16 protein-coding genes are annotated in these 15,974 nt (G+C 64.6%); 8 read left to right on the top strand and 8 right to left on the bottom strand.

Features of this window, described 5'->3' with window-relative positions:
• Positions 1 to 10 precede the first annotated feature (10 nt).
• Positions 11 to 829 carry a 4-hydroxy-tetrahydrodipicolinate reductase gene (gene dapB, locus AU381_RS11240; RefSeq protein ID WP_064241775.1) on the top strand — a complete coding sequence of 273 codons (819 nt, stop codon included), beginning with the start codon at positions 11 to 13 and terminating at the stop codon, positions 827 to 829.
• A gap of 29 nt (positions 830 to 858) precedes the next feature.
• Complete coding sequence (locus tag AU381_RS11235; protein ID WP_064241774.1) at positions 859 to 1,494, top strand: 2,3-bisphosphoglycerate-dependent phosphoglycerate mutase; 636 nt, start codon at positions 859 to 861, stop codon at positions 1,492 to 1,494.
• 174 nt (positions 1,495 to 1,668) lie between these two features.
• Here AU381_RS11235 and AU381_RS11230 read toward each other — a convergent pair whose 3' ends face one another.
• Entirely contained in the window at positions 1,669 to 2,541 is an 873-nt protein-coding gene (locus AU381_RS11230; protein ID WP_064241773.1) for a methylated-DNA--[protein]-cysteine S-methyltransferase, read from the bottom strand.
• A gap of 269 nt (positions 2,542 to 2,810) precedes the next feature.
• Positions 2,811 to 3,308: a DUF2244 domain-containing protein gene (locus tag AU381_RS11225; protein WP_064241772.1), complete on the bottom strand. Its 498-nt coding sequence runs from the start codon at positions 3,306 to 3,308 to the stop codon at positions 2,811 to 2,813.
• A gap of 22 nt (positions 3,309 to 3,330) precedes the next feature.
• On the opposite strand from AU381_RS11225, the gene nth reads away from it, so the two are divergent.
• Positions 3,331 to 4,107, top strand: coding sequence for an endonuclease III (gene nth, locus AU381_RS11220; protein ID WP_064241771.1), 777 nt, complete (start codon positions 3,331 to 3,333; stop codon positions 4,105 to 4,107).
• A 14-nt stretch (positions 4,108 to 4,121) separates the two neighbouring features.
• Here the strand turns inward: nth and AU381_RS11215 are convergent, their stop codons facing one another.
• Entirely contained in the window at positions 4,122 to 4,718 is a 597-nt protein-coding gene (locus AU381_RS11215) for a TetR/AcrR family transcriptional regulator (RefSeq protein WP_064241770.1), read from the bottom strand.
• A gap of 68 nt (positions 4,719 to 4,786) precedes the next feature.
• Here AU381_RS11215 and AU381_RS11210 point away from each other — a divergent pair, with 68 nt between their 5' ends.
• Together AU381_RS11210 and AU381_RS11205 are read left to right on the top strand one after the other, a co-directional pair.
• Entirely contained in the window at positions 4,787 to 5,212 is a 426-nt protein-coding gene (locus AU381_RS11210; protein ID WP_064241769.1) for a VOC family protein, read from the top strand.
• 124 nt (positions 5,213 to 5,336) lie between these two features.
• Positions 5,337 to 6,329 carry an adenosine kinase gene (locus AU381_RS11205; protein WP_064241768.1) on the top strand — a complete coding sequence of 331 codons (993 nt, stop codon included), beginning with the start codon at positions 5,337 to 5,339 and terminating at the stop codon, positions 6,327 to 6,329.
• Between the two features lie 173 nt (positions 6,330 to 6,502).
• Here the strand turns inward: AU381_RS11205 and AU381_RS11200 are convergent, their stop codons facing one another.
• Positions 6,503 to 7,054, bottom strand: a complete 552-nt coding sequence (locus AU381_RS11200; RefSeq protein WP_064241767.1) for an SH3 domain-containing protein — start codon at positions 7,052 to 7,054, stop codon at positions 6,503 to 6,505.
• Positions 7,055 to 7,343: 289 nt separating this feature from the next.
• Between AU381_RS11200 and AU381_RS11195 the strand changes: the two genes are divergently transcribed.
• The gene (locus AU381_RS11195) at positions 7,344 to 8,348 is read left to right on the top strand and encodes a 2-hydroxyacid dehydrogenase (RefSeq protein WP_064241766.1); all 1,005 of its coding nucleotides are present in this window, start codon (positions 7,344 to 7,346) and stop codon (positions 8,346 to 8,348) included.
• Positions 8,349 to 8,554: 206 nt separating this feature from the next.
• On the opposite strand, the gene AU381_RS11190 is transcribed toward AU381_RS11195, so the two are convergent.
• Both AU381_RS11190 and recF read right to left on the bottom strand, forming a co-directional pair.
• On the bottom strand, positions 8,555 to 9,316 hold the full coding sequence (locus tag AU381_RS11190; RefSeq protein ID WP_064241765.1) for a molybdopterin-synthase adenylyltransferase MoeB: 762 nt from the start codon (positions 9,314 to 9,316) through the stop codon (positions 8,555 to 8,557).
• Positions 9,317 to 9,377: 61 nt separating this feature from the next.
• Positions 9,378 to 10,502: a DNA replication/repair protein RecF gene (gene recF, locus AU381_RS11185; RefSeq protein ID WP_064241764.1), complete on the bottom strand. Its 1,125-nt coding sequence runs from the start codon at positions 10,500 to 10,502 to the stop codon at positions 9,378 to 9,380.
• A 264-nt stretch (positions 10,503 to 10,766) separates the two neighbouring features.
• On the opposite strand from recF, the gene AU381_RS11180 reads away from it, so the two are divergent.
• Together AU381_RS11180 and AU381_RS11175 are read left to right on the top strand one after the other, a co-directional pair.
• Positions 10,767 to 11,402, top strand: a complete 636-nt coding sequence (locus AU381_RS11180; RefSeq protein ID WP_064241763.1) for a DUF1326 domain-containing protein — start codon at positions 10,767 to 10,769, stop codon at positions 11,400 to 11,402.
• Position 11,403: 1 nt separating this feature from the next.
• Positions 11,404 to 12,300, top strand: coding sequence for a DUF2182 domain-containing protein (locus AU381_RS11175; RefSeq protein WP_162273418.1), 897 nt, complete (start codon positions 11,404 to 11,406; stop codon positions 12,298 to 12,300).
• 144 nt (positions 12,301 to 12,444) lie between these two features.
• Here AU381_RS11175 and dnaJ read toward each other — a convergent pair whose 3' ends face one another.
• Complete coding sequence (gene dnaJ, locus AU381_RS11170; RefSeq protein ID WP_064241761.1) at positions 12,445 to 13,587, bottom strand: molecular chaperone DnaJ; 1,143 nt, start codon at positions 13,585 to 13,587, stop codon at positions 12,445 to 12,447.
• 277 nt (positions 13,588 to 13,864) lie between these two features.
• Positions 13,865 to 15,790, bottom strand: a complete 1,926-nt coding sequence (gene dnaK / locus AU381_RS11165; RefSeq protein WP_064241760.1) for a molecular chaperone DnaK — start codon at positions 15,788 to 15,790, stop codon at positions 13,865 to 13,867.
• Between the last annotated feature and the right edge of the window lie 184 nt (positions 15,791 to 15,974).

Genomic DNA, 15,974 nt, shown 5'->3' with positions numbered 1-15,974 from the left:
AAATCTGGCGATGAGCGAAACGGACATGAAGCTCGTGGTGGTCGGCGCGGCCGGTCGAATGGGCCAGACACTGATCCGGATCGTTCACGCGACGGCCGGCGTCCGCCTGCATGCCGCGATCGAACGCTCGAATTCGCCCTTTATCGGCCGGGACGCGGGCGAGCTCGCCGGCCTCGGGCCGATCGGCATCCCCGTCACCGACAAGCCGCTCGAAGCCTTCGTCGAGGCGGAGGGAGTGCTCGACTTCACCGCGCCGGCGGCAACCGTCGAGTTCGCCGGTCTCGCGGCCCAGGCGCGCATCGTCCATGTCATCGGCACCACCGGATGCTCGGCGGACGACGAGGCGAAGATCCGCGCCGCCGCGCGCCATGCCCGTGTCGTAAAGTCGGGCAATATGAGCCTCGGCGTCAATCTTTTGGGCGTGCTCACGGAGACGGCGGCGCGCGCATTATCGCCGGCCGATTGGGACATCGAGATCCTCGAAATGCACCACAAGCACAAGGTCGATGCGCCCTCGGGCACGGCGCTCCTGCTCGGCGAGGCGGCGGCGAAGGGACGCCGCATCGGTCTTGCGGAGCATGCCGTCAAGGTGCGCGACGGCCATACCGGCCCGCGGCCGCAAGGGACGATCGGCTTCGCGACGCTACGCGGCGGCTCGGTCGTCGGCGAGCACTCGGTGATTCTTGCGGGCGAGGGTGAAACGGTGACGCTTTCGCACAGCGCCACGGATCGCTCGATCTTCGCGCGCGGCGCCGTCGCGGCGGCCCTTTGGGGCCGCAGCCAGAAGCCCGGCTTCTATTCCATGCTCGATGTTCTCGGGCTCAACTGACACGTCAATCTCTCAAAGAGGAAATCGAAATGAGCGGCACCCTCGTCCTCGTCCGTCACGGCCAGAGCGAATGGAACCTGAAGAACCTTTTCACCGGCTGGCGCGACCCGGACCTGACCGAGCTCGGCGTCGAGGAGGCGAAGGCGGGCGGCAAGGCGCTCGCCGAATACGGCATCAAGTTCGACGTCGCCTTTACCTCCGATCTCGTCCGCGCCCAGCGCACCTGCCAGATGGTGCTCGACGCCGTCGGCCAGTCCTCGCTCGAAACGATCCGCGACCAGGCGCTCAACGAGCGCGACTACGGCGATCTCTCCGGCCTCAACAAGGACGATGCGCGCGCCAAATGGGGCGAGGAGCAGGTCCACATCTGGCGCCGCTCCTATGACGTGCCGCCGCCCGGCGGCGAAAGCCTGCGCGATACCGGTGCGCGCGTCTGGCCCTATTACCTGACCGAGATCCTGCCGCGTGTGTTGGCCGGAGAGAAGCTGCTGGTCGCCGCCCACGGCAATTCGCTGCGCTCGCTGGTCATGGTGCTCGACCGCTTGACCAAGGAGCAGGTGCTGAACCTCAACCTCGCGACCGGCGTTCCGATGGTTTACAAGCTGAAGGCGGACTCGACGGTTGCTTCCAAGGAAGTGCTCGGCGACATGTCGGCCGCGCACTAATCTTTTGCTGCGTTGAGGGATGCCTCAGCGGCGATGCCCCTCACCCTAGCCCTCTCCCCGTTCTGACGGGGAGAGGGGACCGAGGCGGCGCGGCAAGTCCCTTCGCCCCGCCTGCGGGGAGAAGGTGCCGGCAGGCGGATGAGGGGCAATCCAATCCGCGCAGTGCTTACGATCTCACGCCTTCCCCGCTTCCCAGCCGAGAATCGCCCGCTTTCGCGTCAGCCCCCAGTGATAGCCGGTGAGCTCGCCGCCCTTGCCGAGCGCCCGGTGGCAGGGCACGACGAAGGAGATCGGGTTGCGCCCGACCGCCGCGCCGACGGCGCGCGATGCGGTGGGCTGGCCGATTTCGCCGGCGATCCTCGAATAGGTCGTCGCCTTGCCGAGCGGGATGTTCAAAAGCGCCTGCCAGACCCGGATCTGGAAATCCGAGCCGATCAGCACGATGTTGAGCGGCTCGTCGGCGCACCAGCGCTCCGGGTTGAAGATGCGTGCGGCGTATCGTGCCGTTGCCGCGCTGTCCTCGACGTAGGTGGCATTCGGCCAGCGGCGGGCCATGTCCTCGAAGCTCGCCCGCTCCTCGCCCGCATCGGCAAAGGCAAGGCCGGCGAGGCCGCGGTCGGTCACCATCACCAGCGCCGTGCCGAAGGGGGAGGGGTGAAAGCCGTAGCGGATCGTCAGGCCGGCGCCGCGCGCCTTCCACTCGCCGGGCGACATCGCCTCATGGGTGACGAAGAGGTCGTGCAGCCGCCCCGGGCCGGAGAGCCCGACCTCGATGCTGGTCTCGAGCAGCGGCATGTCCCCCTGGCGAAGGAGCCGCTTGGCATGGTCGAGCGTGACCGCCTGCAGGAAGGCCTTCGGCGAAAGTCCGGCCCAGCGGGTGAAGACCTTCTGGAGCTGCGTCGGCGACTGGCGCAGCCGCCGGGCGATCGCTTCGAGCGACGGCTGGTCGCGGTAGTCCTCCGTCAGCATCTCGATGACATGCCTCACCGTGTCGTAATCGGTACCGTCCGGGGTGATGTCAGTGGGAATGCTTGTCACGACGTTCATGGATCATCTCCTGTCATTGCCGCAGGAAACCATGCGGGGGACCGGATAACCACCCGATTCTTGACTAGAGCGCCGCGCTTTCACTTGAACGCGCAAAGGACGCTCTACAGCGCCGCGCGTCTTATCAGACGCGCAAAGGTCGCTGTAGCACTTTGAACTGCTGCATGTCTTTGTCCTTAAATCGAGGTCGATTTAAGAAGACATGCAGTAGAACTTTGAATCCAGAGCATCTTTCTGCCTTCAGTGATTCCTCCTGAAAGCAGGACCCTCTAGCGCGCCCTGGCCGTGGCGAGCGCGCGGGAGAAGGCGAGGGCGAAGGTTTCGCGATCGTCGCGGTTGAGAAACGAACCGATATCCGTCTGCCGGCCGCCGCCGCTGATCCTCATCGAGACGATTCCGATCTCCTGGTGGCGCTTGATGCTGAAGCGCGCCCAGAACGGGTTGAAGCGATGTTCGGTCATGCGGCCCGACGGCGCGAACTTCTTCACCGACACGTCGGTCCGCGAGACGCTGACCTCCTCCCGGACGCGCGCCGAATGGTAGTTGAACCAGAAGGCCCCGAAGAGCAGCGCGAAATCGAAGCCGAAGAAAAACACGATCGGCCAGGCGCCGATGACGAGGAACACCAGGACATGCAAGAAGCTCATGGCGCCGGCGATCATCAGCAGGATCTTGAACCCCCTCCAGCCGAGCGAACGGTAGGGCGTCAGTTCGGCCGCGAAGATCGGCTCGTCGTTGATGCTTGTCTCGGCGTTGCCTTCGATCATAACCAATGACTATAGATGCAGCATGAAAAACGTGAAGCTCAAATCGTCGCCGGGATCCGCGAAACCGAGAGCGGCAACGGCCGCCCGCCGAACAACGCGGCAGCGCAGTGTCTACAGCAAGGCGGAAGTCGAGGAGATTTTTCGCCGTTTCTCGGTCCAGCGGCCGGAGCCGAAGGGCGAGCTCGAACATGTCAACGCCTTCACCCTGCTGGTGGCGGTGGCTCTGTCGGCGCAGGCGACCGATGCCGGCGTCAACAAGGCGACGCGTCCGCTTTTTGCGGTCGCCGACACGCCGCAAAAGATGCTGGCTCTCGGCGAAGGGAAGCTTCGCGACTACATCAAGACGATCGGTCTTTACCGCAACAAGGCAAAGAACGTCATCGCGCTCAGTGAAAAGCTGATTGCCGACTTCGGCGGCGAGGTGCCGAGGACGCGCGAGGAACTGATGGTCCTGCCGGGCGTCGGCCGCAAGACCGCCAATGTGGTGCTGCAGATGGCCTTCGGCCAGCGGACGATCGCCGTCGACACGCATCTTTTCCGCATCGCCAACCGCATCCGGCTGGCACCCGGCAAAACGCCCGACGAGGTCGAGGCCAATCTGATGCGGGTCATCCCGGAGAAATATCTCTATCACGCCCATCATTGGCTGATTCTGCACGGTCGCTACGTGTGCAAGGCGCGCCGGCCGGAATGCGAGCGGTGCATCATCGCCGACATCTGCAAATCGCCCGAAAAGAGTTGCGACATCCCAGCGCCGCTCGTCGAGTTGCCGCCTCAGGTCATCCCCGTCGCCGGCTGACGGCTGTTCGACCTTCACCGGCCGATCAATCCGCCGATCAGCCGCCCGATGGCGTTGACATAGGCCTCTCGCGCCGCGCCGGTGTCGATTTCGAGCGCCGCCCGGTCGAAGGCGGCCGATAGCAGCACGGCCATCGCCGCAAGCCCATTTCCGTCGAGGTGCCCCGGCGGCATGGCTGCCGCGAGCCCCTCCTGCAACGTCTGCCCGCCATACGCCGCGTCGATGGCCGCCATCTCCGCCACGCCAAGGACAGCAGGGCCATCGAGCAGCAACAGGCGCACGCGCCCTGGTGCTGTCACGGCATCGAAATAGGCCGAAGCGCCTTTGAGCAGCACGTCTCGCGGCGAGCCCTGCCCATCGTCGGAGCGTTCGATGGCTTCGGCGACCTCTCCTGCCTCCCGTTCGACGACGGCGCGAAACAGCGCCTTCTTGTCCTCGAAATGGTGGTAGAGGGCGCCGCGGGTCAGCCCTGCCGCGGCGACGATGTCCGGCGTTGTCGTGTCCGCATAGCCTTTGGCGACGAAGAGTTCGCGCGCGGCGTCGATGATGGCGGCGCGGGTCGTGTCTGAGCGCTCGCGATTCGAGCGTCGGGGCTTTTCCTCTTGTTGCATACATACAGCCTGTATGTTTATACTGAGATACAAACAGATTGTATGTTAATGATCGATGGAGGAAAAGCATGAAATCGACGAGCTACTATCCGGTGATCATGACGGCCGATGTGCGGGCGACCGCCGACTTCTACGTGAAGCATTTTCGCTTCGAGGCGCTTTTCGCCAGCGACTGGTACATGCATCTGCAATCGACCGAAGACGAGCACGTGACGATTGCCGTTCTCGACTACCGTCACGAGACCGTGCCGGAGCAGCACCGGGTTCCCGTCCAGGGGGTGCTCTTGAATTTCGAGGTCGAAGATCCCGATGGGCTCTATGCCGAGATGCGAGATGCCGGGCTTCCGATTCTCAAGGCACTTTGTGACGAAGACTTCGGCCAGCGCCATTTCATCACCGCCGATCCCAACGGCGTGATGATCGATGTCATCAAACCGATCCCGCCCAACGCCGAATTCGTCGACGCCTATGACGAAAGAGTGCTGCCGGCGTGATCGCCGGCGTTGCGCAGGATGCTACGGCGACCTTATGCGTCCCGAACGTCGCTGTTGTGACTTCCAAATGGCCGGAAAACCGCTATTAACGAACACCGGCCATTCAGGAAACCGGACGGAGCTCATGACGAAATTCGATGTACTGACGATCGGCAATGCGATCGTCGATATCATTGCGCGCTGCGATGACAGCTTTCTCGTGCACAACGGCATCATCAAGGGCGCGATGAACCTCATCGATGCGGAGCGGGCGGAGCTTCTCTATTCGCGCATGGGTCCGGCCGTCGAAGCCTCCGGCGGGAGCGCCGGCAACACCGCCGCGGGTGTGGCGAGCCTCGGCGGGCGGGCGGCCTATTTCGGCAAGATCGCCAACGACCAGCTCGGCCAGATATTCACGCACGACATCCGCGCCCAGGGCGTCCACTTCCAGACCACGCCGCTCGAGAGCCTGCCGCCGACGGCGAGATCGATGATCTTCGTCACCGAGGATGGCGAGCGCTCGATGAACACCTATCTCGGCGCCTGCGTCGAGCTCGGCCCGGAGGATGTTGAGGCCGATGTCGTCGCCCAATCCACGGTCACCTATTTCGAAGGCTATCTCTGGGATCCGCCGCGCGCCAAGGACGCCATCCGCGAGGCGGCGCGAATCGCCCATGCCCATGGCCGCGAGACGGCGATGACGCTCTCGGACAGTTTCTGCGTGCATCGCTACCGGGACGAGTTTCTCGACCTGATGCGCTCGGGCACCGTCGACATCGTTTTCGCCAACAGGCAGGAGGCACTGGCACTTTACGAGACGGAGGATTTCGAACTCGCGCTCGAGACGCTCGCCAAGGACTGCAAGCTCGCCGCCGTGACGCTCAGCGAAGAGGGTTCGATCGTCGTGCGCGGCGAGGAACGGGTGCGCGTCCGGGCGAGCGCGGTCGAGCAGGTGGTCGATACGACCGGCGCGGGCGACCTCTATGCGGCCGGCTTCCTCTACGGCTATACGGCCGGCCGTTCGCTGGAAGACTGCAGCAAGCTCGGCAACATGGCGGCTGGCATCGTCATCGGCCAGATCGGCCCGCGGCCGATGGTCTCGCTCGCCGACGCTGCCCGCCAGGCCGCTCTCGTCTAGGGTCCTTACTTACGGTGGCAAGCAAGCCCCTCACCCTAGCCCTCTCCCCGCCTGCGGGGAGAGGGGACTGAAGGTCGCGTCGCGATTCTCCTTCGCCCCGCTTGCGGGGAGAAGGTGCCGGCAGGCGGATGAGGGGGAATTGCAGAACTCAAAGGCGTCCCGCGGCCGGAGCTCTACTTGAACGCTTCGCCCGGGTAAGCGCCCCAGATCTCGCCCTGGGCGATCCAGCCTTCGACCCCTTGTGTCTCCGCATGGCACCAGTCGCCGTTGCACTCGCCGATATGCAGCAGCACGCCCGGCTGCATGCGGGCGACGATCGGCGCCGTGCTTTGCGGGTCGCGCCTCAGATTGACGAAGATTTCTTCGCCCTTGCCGCGCATCCACGGCGCAGCAACGGCGGTGCGATCGCCGGAGAGCAGCGCCTGGTTGACCCAGCCCTCCGTTCCGTCGGCGTCTCGGATGCGGCGCCAGTTGTCGTATTCCTGGATGATCTCGACGGGAACGCCGGATCTCAGATAGCGGAAGGCGACCGCGTAATCGAGGCTGGGCCCTATCCTCAGATTGACGCTCTTGGACTTGAGGCTGACGAAGCGGGGGAGCGGCAGACCACTCGGGCCCTTGGCCGCCTGGCCAAAGGCGGCGGAATTCATGATGGCCGTTCCGAGGAAGGCGGCCAACAACAATTGCGAGGCTTTGGAAATGATGTGACGCATGACGAAGCCCATGTTCCGATCGTAAGCGAAGCCTTGCGGCGTCTCCACAGCGCCGTTGGCCCATCGCAGATGCACAAAGGTCGCTGTAGCACTTTGAATTGCCGCGTGTTTTAATCCTCGGACCGGATCCGATCCAAGGAAACATGCTGGAACGCGCCCGCCCGGACGCGTGCCGCGAATCCTCAACCCGGACAGCGACTTTCAATTGTCTTCCCCACCGGGTCTGGTAGAAATTGCGGCTACAGGGAGAAACTATCACCCAACTTGGTTAACGACCCGTCAACGAGGGCCGCTCACAGGAATGACAAGCAAGAAGAAGCCAACCGTCTACATCACCCGGAAACTGCCGGATGTCGTCGAGACCCGGATGCGCGAGCTCTTCGACGCCGAGCTCAACATCGACGACACGCCGCGCAGCCAGCCGGAGCTGGTTGCCGCGGTGAAAAGGGTCGATGTGCTGGTGCCGACGGTGACGGACCGGATCGACGCCGCTTTGATCGAACAGGCCGGGCCGCAGTTGAAGCTCATCGCCGCCTTTTCGAACGGTGTCGACAACATCGACGTCGACACCGCCGCCCGCAAGGGCATCACCGTCACCAACACGCCGAACGTGCTGACGGAAGACACCGCCGACATGACCATGGCGCTCATCCTTGCGGTGCCGCGCCGGCTCGCCGAGGGTGCGCAGGTGCTGACCGACCGGAAAGGCGAGTGGGCCGGGTGGTCGCCGACCTGGATGCTCGGCCGGCGCATCGCCGGCAAGCGCATCGGCATCGTCGGCATGGGGCGGATCGGCACCGCCGTCGCCCGCCGCGCCAAGGCCTTCGGCCTTTCGATCCATTATCACAACCGCCATCGCGTCAAGCGCGAGACCGAGGAGATGCTGGAGGCGACCTATTGGGACAGCCTCGACCAGATGCTCGCCCGCGTCGACATAGTTTCCGTCAATTGCCCGTCGACGCCCGCCACCTATCATCTGCTTTCGGCCAGGCGGCTGGCGTTGATGCGCCCCGACAGCTACATCGTCAACACCGCGCGCGGCGACGTGATCGACGAAACCGCAATGATCAAATGCCTGCGGGAGGGCAAGATCGCCGGAGCCGGCCTCGACGTCTTCGAGAACGAACCGGCCATCAATCCGAAGCTCATCAGGCTTGCCGGCGAAGGCAAGGTCGTGCTCTTGCCGCATATGAGCTCGGCGACGCTCGAAGGCCGCATCGACATGGGCGAGAAGGTGGTGATCAACATCCGCACCTTCTTCGACGGCCACCGCCCGCCGGACCGCGTGCTGCCGGGGCGGGATTGAAGCGCGTACTGAAAAAGGGTTTTTGCACCTCATCCGCCTGCCGGCACCTTCTTCCCGCAGGCGGGGCGAAGGAGACTCGCGGCGACGTCCCACTCCCCTCTCCCCGCTTGCGGGGAGAGGGTTAGGGCGAGGGGCAAATCCCGCGACGATCGGCTCACTGCTTTCCGCATTTCGATCGCTATCAGGAGCTGGGCTCGAGGCGAATCTCAACCCCGGCCGCGCCGGTAGCGGATCGTGCTGAAGGCGGCGGCGAGGCCGTCATAAAGCAGCAGCCGTCCGATAAGCGGCTCGCCGATGCCGGTGATAAGCTTGATCGTTTCCATTGCCTGCAGCGTGCCGATAACGCCGGTTAAGGCGCCGACCACGCCCGCTTCCGCACAGGCCGGCACGGCGCCCGGCGGCGGCGGCGTCGGGAAGAGATCGCGATAGGACGGATTGGGCTGGCCGTCGGCGTTCGTTTCGTAGGGCTTCAACACGGTGACGGAACCGTCGAAACGCCCGACGGCGCCGGTGACGAGAGGGACCCGTGCCGCCTCCGCCGCATCCGCCGCCAGATAACGCGTCTCGAAATTGTCCGATCCGTCGACGACGAGGTCGTATTGCTGAAAGATCTCCTCGGCGTTTTCGGATGAGAGACGCTGCGCATGCGGCATGACCTCCACATGCGGGTTGAGGTCGGCAATTGCGGCGGCCGCGCTTTCGACCTTCGGCCGGCCGATATCGCCGGTGGCGTGAATGACCTGGCGCTGCAGGTTCGACAGCGAGACGACGTCGTCATCGACAATGCCGAGCCTGCCGACGCCTGCCGCGGCAAGATATTGCAGCACCGGGGCGCCGAGCCCGCCCGCGCCGATGACCAGCACGCGCGCCGCCTTCAGCTTCTGCTGTCCCGCGCCGCCGATCTCCGGCAGCACGATATGGCGCGCATAGCGGGCGATTTCCGATGAGTCGAGGGCCGTTGTGGTCATGTCCGTCTCCGTGGGCTACCTGCCGGCGCATCCTTGAGCACGCCATGGAGCAGGGCGGATGTCACTCCGATACGCGGCCGTTTGCAACGGTCAGATAGCACGCTCGTTCGCCGAGCGCCTCGAACATCGCCCGGTCCGTCCCGGTCATGAAGGCCTGGCCACCGAGCGCGTCGACGCGGTCGAAGAGCGCCGCGCGCCGTCCCTGGTCGAGATGGGCGGCGATCTCGTCGAGCAGCAGGACCGGCGCGTGCCCGGTCATGTCGCCGACGAGGCGCGCATGGGCGAGAACGAGGCCGACGAGCAATGCCTTCTGCTCGCCGGTCGAGCAGCGTTCCGCCTCCATATCCTTCTCCCGGTGGCGGATCAGCAGGTCGCTGCGGTGGGGACCGTCGAGCGTCCGGCCCGCGGCGGCATCGCGAGCACGCCCGTCCTGCAGCGCCTGGAGATATCGCTCTTCCAGATCGTAGGCCGGCGTTCCGTGGAAATCGTCGAGAAAGCCGGCAAGCGACAGGCTGGCCGAAGGGAACGTGCCATCCCCTTGGCTTCGCTCCACGAGCGCCGTCAGGAGCCCCAGCATCTCCAGGCGGGCAAGGGCCATCGAGACGCCCAAGCCGGCCATTTCCCGCTCGATGGCGGTCAGCCAGGCGGGATCCGGCCGGAATTCCGAGAGCAACCGGTTGCGGCTGCGCATGGCACGGTCGAATTCGCTGGCTCGCCGGCCGTGCTCGGGATCGAGCGAGAGCACCAGCCGGTCGAGGAACCGCCGCCGGTCGGAGGACGGGCCGGTGAAGAGGCCGTCCATCGCCGGGGTCAGCCACAGCACGCGCAGATGGTCGGTGAGCTCGTCAACGGTGCGGGCGGGCGTGCCGTTCAGCCTGAGGCGGCGCGATTGCCCTTCCTCGGCGCCCGCGGTACCCGTGCCGATCTCCACCGGCCCTTCCATCCCCTCGACGGCCGCGAAGACCGAGAAGCCATCCATCGCATCGACGCGGACGACCTCCGCGTAGGCGGCGCGCCGCAGGCCGCGGCCCGGCGACAGAAAGGAGATCGCCTCCATCAGATTGGTCTTGCCCGCGCCGTTCTCGCCGGTCAGCACCACATGGCGCTGGTCGAGATCGAGCGAGAGCGCCGCATAGTTGCGAAAATCGCTGAGTTTCAGGCGGGTGAGATAGACCTTGTGGGGCATTGCGGGTCCGAATTCGACGTGTCTGTCAGGTAGGACGAAAGCCGGGCCAAGGCAAGGCGAAAGGGCATCGCGGTTTGCCACTCATCCGCCTGCCGGCGCCTCCTCCCGCGAGCGAGGCGAAGGGATATGCGGCGCACTCTTTACTCCTCGCCCCAAGCTTCGCTCGACCGGCGCCGCGTCGTGCCGTTGGCATCGCTCATTCTCGGGAGTATATTTTTCGTCAGCTGGTAGATAGCTGAACGGTCAGATCCCGGGGAGGTGACGATGACGAACGTCAAATGGACGATCAAGGGCCGTGAGTTTCTTCATTGCAACTGCGCCTATGGTTGCCCCTGCCAGTACAATGCACTGCCCACGCAGGGCCATTGCAGCGCCGTGGGGGTGATCGAGATCGAGGAAGGCCATCACGGCGACACCCGGCTCGATGGCCTGAGATGCGCGATGATCGTCGCATGGCCGGGGGCCATCCACGAGGGCAGGGGCGAAGTCGTGCCGATCGTCGACGAGCGCGCCTCGGCCGCGCAGCGCGAGGCGCTGCTGCGCATCATGAGCGGGCAGGACACCGAACCCGGCGCGACCTTCTTCCAGGTGTTCTCGACAACCTTCGAAACGTTCCACGATCCGGTCTTCGCACTCATCGACTTCGAGGTCGACATCGAGGGCCGGACGGCGCGCGTCAGCATACCGGGATGGATGAAGGCGCGCGGCGAGCCGATCCTCAATCCGGTGACGGGAGAGCAGCACCGCGCCCGCCTCAACCTGCCGAACGGCTTCGAATACGACACCTGCGAGGTGGGGCGCGGCTGGGCCGACACGACCGGGGTCCTGCCGCTCTCGCTGGCGGACTCGCACGCCCATTTCGCCACGATCCATATGACCGAGCGCGGCGTGGTGCACTGACATCATGACCGACACCACGCTCGAATCCCTGTTGCGCCGCGACCGGGCAATCGTCGCTGCGGCGATCGCTACTCTCGCGGCAGTCGCCTGGATCTACATCCTCTGGCTGGTCGCCGGCATGGGCATGACCGACATGGCGATGCCCGGGTCGGGCACCGACGGAGCCATGCCCATGGAGCCTGGCATGCACATGGACATGGATATGAACATGGACATGGGAGGCGGGCCGGGCACCGATCCGCTCGATTCGTTGCTGGGAATTTCGCCGCGTCCCTGGGGTGCCGTCGAGGCTGCCTTCACCCTGACCATGTGGGTGGTGATGATGGTCGGCATGATGCTTCCTTCGGCGTCGCCGATGATCCTTCTCTATGCGCGTGTCGGACGGCAGAGCCTCCGCGACGGCAAGCCCTTCGCGTCGTCGGGCTACTTCACCGGCGGCTATCTCATCGCCTGGACCGGATTCGCGCTCGTCGCCACGCTCGGCCAATGGCTGATCGAAGGGACGCTGCTGACCCCGGCGCTGGCGAGCGCCAGTCGTATCTTCAGCGGCATCGTGCTGATCGTTGCCGGACTATACCAGTGGACGCCGCTGAAAGACGCATGCCTGTCGCAATGCCAGGCGCCGATCGTCTTCCTGCAGAGGCAGGGCGGCTTCCGAAGTGATCCGCGTGGTGCCATGAGGCTCGGTTTCCGCCACGGTCTCTATTGCGTCGGCTGCTGCTGGGCACTGATGGGCCTGCTGTTCGTCGGCGGCATCATGAATGTGCTGTGGATCGCCGCGATCGCTCTCTTCGTACTTGCCGAGAAGCTGGTGCCGGCCGGCCGGCTCCTGTCGCGTGCCGCAGGCGTCGCGCTCATTGCCTTTGGGCTTTGGCAATTGGCTGTAGTGCCGGGTTGAGCGTGCCTCTGCGTGGCGCCCCTCATCCCGCTGCCGCGACCTTCTCCCCGCCGGGCGGTCGCCGGGCAGGGAGAAGGGTGATGCCGCACCGCCCCAGTCTCCTGCCCCCGTCGCGGGCTGGGGTGGAGGGCAGTGAGAGGCGAACTAATCGCTCAACGTATCGAAGAAATCCTTCATGCGGGAGAAGAAGCCCGTCGATTGCGGATTGTTCTCCTTGGAGGAGATCTGCTCGAATTCCTGCAAGAGCTCGCGCTGCCGCTTGGTGAGCTTCTGCGGCGTCTCGATCTGGATCTGGATGTAGAGATCGCCCATCTGGCTGGAGCGCAGCACCGGCATGCCCTTGCCCTTCAGCCGGAACTGCTTGCCGGCCTGGGTGCCCTCCGGCACGGTGACGCGCGATTTCGTGCCGTCCAGCGTGGTGACGTCGAACTTGCCGCCGAGCGCCGCCGTCGTCATCGAGATCGGTACGCTGCAATAGAGGTCGGCGCCGTCGCGCTGGTAGAACTCATGCGGCTTGACCGACAGGAAGATGTAGAGGTCGCCCGCGGGACCACCGCGCAAGCCGGCTTCGCCCTCGCCGGAGAGGCGGATGCGGGTACCGTCCTCGATACCGGCCGGGATGTTGACCGACAGCGTGCGTTCCTCGGTGACGCGGCCCTGGCCATGGCATTTGGTGCAGGGATCGGTGATCGTCTGGCCGCGCCCGCCGCAGGTGGGGCAGGTGCGTTCGATCGAGAAGAAGCCCTGGGCGGCGCGGATGCGGCCGGAGCCCTGGCAGGTGGCGCAGGTCTTCGGGCTGGTGCCCGGCTTGGCGCCTGAGCCCGTGCAGACGTCGCAGGTGACCGATGTCGGCACGCGGATCTGTGCCGTCTTGCCGGAATAGGCCTCCTCGAGGGTGATCTCCATGTTGTAGCGAAGGTCCGCACCGCGTTCGCGTCCGCCGGACGAACGGCGCTGGCGGCCGCCACCCATCATCTCGCCGAAGATGTCTTCGAAAATGTCGGAGAAGCCGCCGGCGCCGCCGCCCGCAAAACCGTTGCCGAAGCCGGCTCCCATGCCGCCCTGCTCGAAGGCCGCGTGGCCGTACCGGTCGTAGGCGGCGCGCTTCTGCGGGTCCTTCAGCGTCTCATAGGCCTGGTTGATTTCCTTGAACGACTTTTCCGCTTCCTGGTCCCCGGGATTGCGGTCCGGGTGATATTGCATCGCCAGTTTGCGGAAGGCGCTCTTCAGCTCCTTCTCGTCCGCGGTTCGTGCAACGCCAAGCGTTTCGTAAAGATCACGTTTCATGCTTCAAAGATTGTCCAGTTGACAAGGCTTGCCAGCGCGAAGGATCCGACCCTGCCTGATTATCTTGCCACAGGATTTAGTAAACCTTGAAGCGCGATACCATAGCCAAGTCGGTCGACAGAGTGCTTTTTGTCGGAATAATGGCCTTCTCGCACCACTTCCCGCCACTTGCCCGTGCATCATCCTTCTGAATGAGCGCCGCCCGACGGTGTCGAAGGCCGCGGCAACAGAAAAGCCCGGGAGCGATCCCGGGCTTCGCTTACTCCATCGACGAACCTTATGCCGACCGTTTGCGGTCGTCCTCGTCCTTGACTTCCTCATAGTCGGCATCGACGACATCGTCGCCGTCGCGCTTGGCGTCGGCGGCCGCATCCGCATGCGCTGCTTCGGCTTGCTGGGCTTCATAGATCGCCTGGCCGAGCTTCATGGAAACCTCCATGAGCGTGTTGGTCTTGGCCTTGATGTCCTCGGCGTCCGGCTCGGATGCTTCGACGGCGGTCTTCAGTGCCGCGATCGCGTCGCTGATCGCCTTGCGATCCGTCTCCGAGACCTTGTCGCCGTATTCCTTCAGCGACTTCTCCGAAGAATGGATCAGGCTCTCGGCCTGGTTCTTGGCCTCGACTGCTTCACGGCGCTTCTTGTCGGCCTCGGCATTGGCTTCAGCGTCCTTGACCATTTTCTCGATGTCCGCGTCGGAGAGACCGCCGGAGGCCTGGATGCGGATCTGGTGCTCCTTGCCGGTGCCCTTGTCCTTCGCGGAAACCTGCACGATGCCGTTGGCGTCGATGTCGAAGGTCACTTCGATCTGCGGCATGCCGCGCGGTGCCGGCGGAATGCCGACCAGGTCGAACTGGCCGAGCAGCTTGTTGTCGGCCGCCATTTCGCGCTCGCCCTGGGAAACGCGGATCGTCACGGCGGACTGGTTGTCGTCGGCCGTCGAGAAGACCTGGCTCTTCTTGGTCGGGATCGTCGTGTTGCGCTCGATCAGGCGGGTGAAGACGCCGCCGAGCGTTTCGATGCCGAGCGACAGCGGCGTCACGTCGAGGAGCAGGACGTCCTTGACGTCGCCCTGCAGCACGCCGGCCTGGATGGCGGCGCCCATGGCGACGACTTCATCCGGGTTGACGCCCTTGTGCGGCTCCTTGCCGAACAGCTGCTTCACGGTTTCCTGGACCTTCGGCATGCGCGTCATGCCGCCGACGAGAACGACCTCGTCGATCTCGGCAGCCGAAACGCCGGCATCCTTGAGCGCTGCCTTGCAGGGCGCGATGGTCTTCTGGATCAGATCCTCGACGAGGCTCTCGAACTTGGAGCGCGACAGTTTCATCGTCAGGTGCTTCGGACCGGAAGCATCGGCCGTGATGAACGGCAGGTTGATCTCGGTCTGCTGCGAGGACGACAGCTCGATCTTCGCCTTTTCGGCAGCCTCCTTGAGGCGCTGCAGCGCAAGCTTGTCGTTCTTGAGGTCGATGCCCTGCTCCTTCTTGAACTCGGCAGCCAGATACTCGACGAGACGCATGTCGAAGTCTTCGCCGCCAAGGAAGGTGTCGCCGTTGGTGGACTTCACCTCGAAGACGCCGTCGCCGATTTCCAGCACGGAAATATCGAACGTGCCGCCGCCGAGGTCGTAGACGGCGATCGTCTTGCCTTCCTTCTTGTCGAGGCCGTAGGCGAGCGCGGCCGCGGTCGGCTCGTTGATGATGCGCAGCACGTCGAGGCCGGCGATCTTGCCGGCATCCTTGGTTGCCTGGCGCTGGGCGTCGTTGAAGTAGGCCGGGACGGTGATGACGGCCTTCTCGACCTTCTCACCAAGATAGGATTCGGCCGTTTCCTTCATCTTCTGAAGGATCATTGCGGAGATCTGCGACGGGGAATAGCTCTTGCCATGTGCCTCGACCCAGGCGTCGCCGTTGTCGGCCTTGACGATCTTGTAGGGGACCATCCCCTTGTCCTTCTGAGTGGTCGGGTCCTCGAAGGTGCGGCCGATCAGGCGCTTGATCGCAAAAAGGGTGTTTTCCGGATTGGTGACGGCCTGGCGCTTGGCCGGCTGGCCGACGAGACGTTCGCCGTCGTCGGAGAAGGCCACCATCGACGGGGTCGTGCGCGCGCCTTCGGCGTTTTCGATTACCTTCGCGTCCTTGCCGTCCATTACGGCGACGCAGGAGTTGGTCGTTCCCAGGTCAATACCAATAACTTTAGCCATGTCGTTCTCTCCTTGCAGCGGACTGTCGGAACCCGGTCAGGCATTCATGGACAGCCCCTAACGGGATGCTCTTTGGATTTGATCGCAGCCGGCAGGCTACGTCGATGCGGCGTATATAAGGACCGGCGTTTCGGACTGCAAGGCATTCTGCGGGGCAAGCAGAGCCAAATGCAAGCCGCCTTTC

This window comes from Sinorhizobium glycinis (assembly GCF_001651865.1).
In the GTDB taxonomy this organism is placed as follows: domain Bacteria; phylum Pseudomonadota; class Alphaproteobacteria; order Rhizobiales; family Rhizobiaceae; genus Sinorhizobium; species Sinorhizobium glycinis.
This window is presented reverse-complemented; position numbering and strand designations above follow the sequence as displayed.

What these genes read in the sequence shown, in the direction of transcription:
- AU381_RS11200 (WP_064241767.1), bottom strand. Translation starts at nt 7,054, where the DNA reads ATGGGCTTCGTCATGCGTCACATCATTTCCAAAGCCTCGCAATTGTTG.
- AU381_RS11190 (WP_064241765.1), bottom strand. Translation starts at nt 9,316, where the DNA reads ATGACCACAACGGCCCTCGACTCATCGGAAATCGCCCGCTATGCGCGC.
- nth (WP_064241771.1), top strand. Translation starts at nt 3,331, where the DNA reads ATGAAAAACGTGAAGCTCAAATCGTCGCCGGGATCCGCGAAACCGAGA.
- AU381_RS11235 (WP_064241774.1), top strand. Translation starts at nt 859, where the DNA reads ATGAGCGGCACCCTCGTCCTCGTCCGTCACGGCCAGAGCGAATGGAAC.
- AU381_RS11205 (WP_064241768.1), top strand. Translation starts at nt 5,337, where the DNA reads ATGACGAAATTCGATGTACTGACGATCGGCAATGCGATCGTCGATATC.
- dapB (WP_064241775.1), top strand. Translation starts at nt 11, where the DNA reads ATGAGCGAAACGGACATGAAGCTCGTGGTGGTCGGCGCGGCCGGTCGA.
- AU381_RS11180 (WP_064241763.1), top strand. Translation starts at nt 10,767, where the DNA reads ATGACGAACGTCAAATGGACGATCAAGGGCCGTGAGTTTCTTCATTGC.
- dnaK (WP_064241760.1), bottom strand. Translation starts at nt 15,790, where the DNA reads ATGGCTAAAGTTATTGGTATTGACCTGGGAACGACCAACTCCTGCGTC.
- AU381_RS11195 (WP_064241766.1), top strand. Translation starts at nt 7,344, where the DNA reads ATGACAAGCAAGAAGAAGCCAACCGTCTACATCACCCGGAAACTGCCG.
- AU381_RS11210 (WP_064241769.1), top strand. Translation starts at nt 4,787, where the DNA reads ATGAAATCGACGAGCTACTATCCGGTGATCATGACGGCCGATGTGCGG.
- AU381_RS11230 (WP_064241773.1), bottom strand. Translation starts at nt 2,541, where the DNA reads ATGAACGTCGTGACAAGCATTCCCACTGACATCACCCCGGACGGTACC.
- recF (WP_064241764.1), bottom strand. Translation starts at nt 10,502, where the DNA reads ATGCCCCACAAGGTCTATCTCACCCGCCTGAAACTCAGCGATTTTCGC.
- AU381_RS11215 (WP_064241770.1), bottom strand. Translation starts at nt 4,718, where the DNA reads ATGCAACAAGAGGAAAAGCCCCGACGCTCGAATCGCGAGCGCTCAGAC.
- dnaJ (WP_064241761.1), bottom strand. Translation starts at nt 13,587, where the DNA reads ATGAAACGTGATCTTTACGAAACGCTTGGCGTTGCACGAACCGCGGAC.
- AU381_RS11225 (WP_064241772.1), bottom strand. Translation starts at nt 3,308, where the DNA reads ATGATCGAAGGCAACGCCGAGACAAGCATCAACGACGAGCCGATCTTC.